Source organism: Neobacillus sp. NPDC093182 (assembly GCF_044754045.1).
On record NZ_JBIVOI010000004.1, the window covers coordinates 333,317 to 339,733 of the forward strand.

4 protein-coding genes are annotated in these 6,417 nt (G+C 38.5%); all 4 read left to right on the forward strand.

Going from position 1 to position 6,417, the window contains the following annotated elements:
• The first annotated feature begins 10 nt into the window (after nucleotides 1–10).
• The 4 genes from recF to gyrA all read left to right on the forward strand — a co-directional run bounded on the left by recF (nucleotide 11) and on the right by gyrA (nucleotide 6,125).
• Complete coding sequence (gene recF / locus ACIQAA_RS10710) at nucleotides 11–1,129, forward strand: DNA replication/repair protein RecF (RefSeq protein ID WP_402618700.1); 1,119 nt, start codon at nucleotides 11–13, stop codon at nucleotides 1,127–1,129.
• Nucleotides 1,130–1,139: 10 nt separating this feature from the next.
• On the forward strand, nucleotides 1,140–1,388 hold the full coding sequence (gene remB, locus ACIQAA_RS10715) for an extracellular matrix regulator RemB (RefSeq protein WP_063255145.1): 249 nt from the start codon (nucleotides 1,140–1,142) through the stop codon (nucleotides 1,386–1,388).
• A gap of 69 nt (nucleotides 1,389–1,457) precedes the next feature.
• Entirely contained in the window at nucleotides 1,458–3,380 is a 1,923-nt protein-coding gene (gyrB, locus tag ACIQAA_RS10720; protein WP_402618746.1) for a DNA topoisomerase (ATP-hydrolyzing) subunit B, read from the forward strand.
• 174 nt (nucleotides 3,381–3,554) lie between these two features.
• Nucleotides 3,555–6,125 carry a DNA gyrase subunit A gene (gene gyrA / locus ACIQAA_RS10725; RefSeq protein WP_402618704.1) on the forward strand — a complete coding sequence of 857 codons (2,571 nt, stop codon included), beginning with the start codon at nucleotides 3,555–3,557 and terminating at the stop codon, nucleotides 6,123–6,125.
• The last annotated feature ends 292 nt before the right edge of the window (nucleotides 6,126–6,417 follow it).

Consider the following 6,417-nt stretch of genomic DNA (forward strand, 5'->3'; position numbering starts at 1 on the left):
TGTCGTTTTCATGTATATTGAACAATTAGCACTGAGGGATTATCGAAATTATCAGAGCCTGTCAGTTGAATTTGAAAATAAAGTCAATGTGATCCTTGGGGAAAACGCTCAGGGTAAAACAAATGTAATGGAATCCATCTATGTTTTAGCAATGGCCAAGTCTCATCGAACATCAAATGATAAAGATCTTATTCGCTGGGACCAGGAATATGCTAAAATAGAGGGCAGGGTTCAAAAACACCACAGCTCTTTGCCAATGCAATTAGTCATTTCTAAAAAAGGGAAAAAGGCTAAATGCAATCATATAGAGCAGCAGAAATTAAGCCAATATGTCGGGAACATGAACGTGGTCATGTTCGCACCGGAGGATTTAAATTTAGTAAAAGGCAGCCCGCAGGTAAGAAGGCGGTTTATTGATATGGAAATTGGGCAGGTATCGCCCATTTATTTACATGATATGAGTCAATATCAAAAAATACTTCAACAGCGCAATCATTTTTTAAAAATGATGCAGATAAAAAAACAAACCGATCAAACCATGCTTGAAATTCTTACTGAGCAGTTTATTGATATGGCTGTAAAAATTGTTTTGAAAAGGTTTGAATTTCTACATTTGCTTGAAAATTGGGCTAAGCCTATTCATAATGGCATTTCTAGAGGACTGGAATCATTAGAAATTGTCTATAAACCATCGGTTGATGTATTAGAAGATCAAGATTTGTCGAAAATGAAAGCAAGCTTTGAGGAAAAATTTAGTAAAGTTAGAATTAGGGAAATAGAACGTGGCACAACATTATTTGGGCCACATCGTGATGATTTGTTGTTTTTTGTGAATGATCGGGATGTTTCGACATTTGGATCACAAGGTCAGCAACGAACAACGGCACTTTCTGTTAAGCTTGCCGAAATTGAATTAATTCATTCAGAAATTCGCGAATATCCCATCTTACTCCTTGACGATGTTTTATCGGAATTAGATGATTATCGTCAATCACACTTGCTTAATACCATCCAAGGGAAGGTCCAAACATTCGTTACGACAACCAGTGTGGACGGGATCCATCATCAAACATTAAAAGAAGCTTCAACTTTTGAAGTAGAGTCTGGGGTTATCAATAAGGTTAATTGAGGTGGGAAGTGTGTATATTCATGTCGGGGAAGATTTAAATATCAGGGCGAAGGATATCATCGCCATTCTTGATAAAGGGTGCGTAAATTCTTCAAATTTAGTTGAAGAGTTCTTAGAACAGCATAAGGAAAAGCTTGTTAACCTTTCGAAAAACCCCTTTAAATCTGTCGTAATTACATATGACAAGGTTTATTTATCCCCAATTTCTTCTGGAACATTAAAAAAACGTTCAAATCAAAAGGAAATGCAGGAATATTGATATTATTATTTTTCATTTAGGTTAATAGAGTGATTTTTTCAATGAAAGTGCGGGGTGAACGATATGACAATGGAACAAAAAGTAGTCCCAGAACAAGAATATGGTGCGGATCAAATACAGGTTCTTGAAGGACTGGAAGCTGTAAGAAAAAGACCTGGTATGTACATTGGTTCAACTAGTGGAAAAGGTCTCCATCATCTTGTTTGGGAAATTGTAGATAACAGTATTGATGAGGCATTGGCAGGTTATTGCGACGAAATCAATGTCATCATTGAAGAAGATAACAGTATAACCGTTAAAGATAACGGACGTGGTATACCTGTCGGAATTCAAGAAAAAATGGGCAGACCTGCTGTTGAAGTTATTATGACCGTTCTTCATGCCGGAGGAAAATTTGGCGGCGGAGGATATAAGGTTTCTGGCGGACTGCACGGTGTAGGTGCCTCCGTAGTTAACGCCCTCTCCACACATTTGGATGTTTTGGTACACCGTGATGGTAATATTTACTCCATTAAGTTTGAACGTGGAGCTGTAGTTCAAGAATTAGAGGTTGTTGGAACAACAGATAAAACTGGTACGATTACTCACTTTAAACCAGATGGCGAAATTTTTACTGAAACATTGGAATACGAATATGATATTCTAGCAACTCGTCTGCGTGAACTTGCATTCTTAAATCGGGGAATAAAAATTACGATTAAAGATAACCGTGTGGAAAATAAACAGAATGAATATTACTACGAAGGCGGTATTAAATCGTATGTAGAGCATTTAAACCGTACAAAAGAGGTTATTCATGATGAACCGATCTATATTGAGGGAGAACGCGATGGCATTAGCGTTGAAGTAGCTCTTCAATACAATGAGGGGTATACGGACAGCATTTATTCCTTTGCGAATAACATCCACACCTATGAAGGCGGAACGCATGAATCTGGATTTAAAACAGGTTTAACCCGTGTTATTAACGATTATGCAAGAAAAAGCGGTTTGATTAAAGAGAATGATACGAATCTATCCGGTGAAGATGTTCGTGAGGGCTTAACTGCGATTGTTTCAATTAAGCATCCAGACCCGCAATTCGAAGGGCAAACAAAAACAAAGCTCGGAAACTCTGAAGTAAGAACGATAACGGATTCATTGTTTTCAAACCACTTTGAAAAATTCTTACTGGAAAATCCACAAGTAGCCAAAAAAATCGTTGAAAAAGGATTAATGGCTGCCAGAGCAAGACTTGCTGCAAAGAAAGCTAGAGAATTGACACGCCGAAAGAGTGCTTTAGAGGTTTCAAGTTTACCTGGGAAATTAGCTGACTGTTCTTCAAAGGACCCTTCTATCAGCGAACTGTATATTGTTGAGGGTGATTCCGCAGGCGGTTCAGCAAAACAAGGCCGTGACCGCCATTTCCAAGCGATTCTGCCATTGAGAGGAAAAATCCTCAATGTAGAGAAGGCTCGTTTAGATCGAATCCTCTCAAATAATGAGGTTCGCTCGATGATCACAGCCATAGGAACAGGTATTGGAGAAGATTTTGATATTGCTAAAGCTAGATATCATAAAATAGTCATTATGACGGACGCGGACGTTGATGGAGCTCATATTCGTACGCTATTGTTGACTTTCTTTTACCGTTATATTCGAAAAATTTTAGAAGCTGGCTATGTATATATCGCACAGCCGCCATTATATAAAGTGCAGCAAGGAAAAAAGGTTAGGTATGCTTATGATGACAAAGAGCTTGAAAAAATATTCGCCGAGCTCCCAAGCCAGCCGAAGCCTAATATCCAGCGTTATAAAGGTTTAGGAGAGATGAATCCTGAACAATTATGGGAAACGACAATGGATCCTTCTAATCGAACTATGCTTCAAGTAAGTCTGGAAGATGCCATTGAAGCAGATGAAACATTTGAAATGTTAATGGGCGACAAGGTAGAGCCGCGTCGTAACTTCATTGAAGCAAATGCTCAATACGTAAAGAATTTAGATATATAGATTTGACTTGCTTCAGCGCCTAGGGAAAAATGAACTTCTTTTTCCCCTTATGCAAGGCGCTTCAGCTTTTCAAAAAGGGATAGAGGGGTGACCACTATCCTCCTTTTTTCGTTTATCTTGATCTCAGTGGATGATGATTAAAGGCAGATCGTCGCCAAAATAGGAGGTACTAATATGGCCGAAACACCAAATTCTCAAGTGAAAGATATTAATATCAGTCAAGAAATGAAAACATCATTTCTTGACTATGCAATGAGTGTTATTGTTTCTCGTGCCCTTCCAGATGTTCGGGATGGTTTAAAACCAGTTCATCGCCGTATTTTATACGCCATGCATGATCTTGGAATCCATGCAGATAAACCATATAAAAAATCAGCTCGTATCGTTGGGGATGTAATCGGTAAATATCACCCGCATGGTGATTCAGCTGTATATGAAACAATGGTACGGATGGCGCAAGATTTTAACTATCGTTATATGCTTGTTGACGGCCATGGGAACTTTGGTTCAGTAGATGGTGATTCAGCAGCAGCAATGCGTTATACAGAATCTAGAATGTCCAAAATTTCTATGGAATTACTAAGAGACATTAACAAAGATACAATTGATTTCCAGGATAACTATGATGGTGAGGAAAGGGAGCCATCTGTTCTGCCAGCGAGATTTCCTAACCTATTAGTCAATGGTTCTATGGGTATTGCTGTTGGTATGGCTACGAATATAGCACCACACCAGCTTGGTGAAGTAATTGATGGCGTGTTAGCCGTTACTCGTGATCCAGAAATCACCATTCAAGAGTTAATGGAGATTATTCCTGGACCGGACTTTCCAACCGGAGGGATCATAATTGGCCGAAGCGGTATCCGTAAGGCCTATGAAACAGGCAGAGGATCAATAACCATACGGGGAAAAGTCGAAATTGAACAAAAATCAAATGGTAAAGAAGTTATCATTGTTAATGAATTACCATACCAAGTAAACAAAGCGAAATTGGTTGAAAGAATTGCTGAATTACATCGTGATAAAAAAATAGAAGGCATTACCGATTTACGGGATGAATCTGACCGTAATGGTATGCGAATTGTTATTGAGGTACGTAAAGACGCAAATGCGAATGTCCTTTTAAATAACTTATATAAACAAACATCACTGCAAACCAGCTTTGGGATCAATACATTAGCCCTTGTAAATGGACATCCAAAGGTATTAAACCTAAAACAATGTTTAGTTCATTATTTAGACCATCAAATAGTCGTTATTCGCAGAAGAACACAATTTGAATTGCGTAAAGCAGAAGCACGTGCTCATATTTTAGATGGGTTAAGAATTGCTTTGGATAATCTTGATGCCGTCATAAGCTTAATTAGAAGCTCGCAGACAACAGATATTGCGCGTGAGGGTTTAATGACGCAATTTAACCTTTCTGATAAACAAGCACAAGCGATTCTGGATATGCGCTTGCAGCGTTTAACCGGTTTAGAAAGGGAGAAAATTGAGGAAGAATATCAAAGCTTAGTAAAGCTTATCGCTGAATTAAAAGCAATTTTAGCTGATGAAGAAAAGGTTCTTGAAATCATCCGTGAAGAATTAACTGAGATTAAAGAGCGATTTAATGATACACGCCGTACGGAAATCGTAACAGGCGGAATTGAAAATATCGAAGATGAAGATCTCATCCCACGTGAAAATGTTGTTATTACGTTAACGCATAATGGCTATATTAAACGTCTCCCTGTCTCTACGTACCGGGCGCAAAAAAGAGGCGGTCGAGGTATTCAAGGAATGGGCACGAATGAGGACGATTTTGTTGAACATTTAATCACGACATCGACTCATGATACGATTCTCTTCTTTACGAATAAAGGGAAGGTTTATCGTTCAAAGGGTTATGAAATTCCTGAATACAGCCGTACGGCGAAAGGCCTTCCAATCATTAACCTTCTTGGAATTGAAAAAGGAGAATGGGTTAATGCCATCATTCCAATTGAGGAATTTGTTGATGACTGGTACCTATTCTTTACGACAAAAGAGGGTATTTCTAAGCGTTCACCATTAACATCATTCGCACATATTCGTAATAATGGTCTAATTGCGTTGAATCTCCGTGAAGGTGATGAACTGATTTCAGTCCGGTTAACCGATGGAACGAAGCATATGATTATTGGTACGAAGAAGGGAATGTTAATCCGTTTCCCTGAAACTGATGTACGTTCTATGGGCAGAACGGCAACAGGAGTAAAAGGGATTACCTTAGACAGTGATGATGAGGTAGTTGGTATGGAAGTGCTTGAGGAAGATAGCAGCGTCCTTATTGTTACTAAGAACGGATATGGAAAGCGTACACCGGCAGAGGAGTACCGTATCCAAGGCAGAGGCGGTAAAGGTATTAAAACTTGCCACGTCACCGAAAAGAATGGCCCATTAGTTTCTGTAAGAGCTGTAACGGGTGAAGAAGACTTAATGTTAATCACTACTGGCGGAGTCCTCATTCGTATCGATGTAGCTGGCATTTCGACTATGGGGCGAAACACTCAAGGTGTTAAATTAATTAGTATTAAAGGCGATGAACATGATTATGTTGCAACTGTTGCTAAAGTAGAAAAAGAAGAGGTTTCAGAAGAAACGGAATCGGATGATACTGAAGGAGCAGAAGGCACAGAAGTATTAGCTGGAACGGAAGAAGATAACGCAGAAATCGAGTTAGATTCTGAAGATGTCGATTCTGATCCAACTGCTGAAGAATAAGTTATAAGTGGAGGAACACCTAATTGGGTGTTCCTATTTTTATTTAATTTATCAAATTGCTAATTATCTCTTGATAGATAGTGTTGATCCTGCTATAATCATTTGAGTCGGCGTTGATCGCTAGTTTCACTTTAATATAAAAACAAATAAACGTTGACATTTATTTTAATAGATGATATATTAATAAAGTCGCTTATGAGCGAATGAGAAAAATTGCTCCTTGAAAACTAAACAAACAAGAACGTCAACAAACAATTTTTTAGCTTTTTATAAAAGCTAAGCCAACGTAACA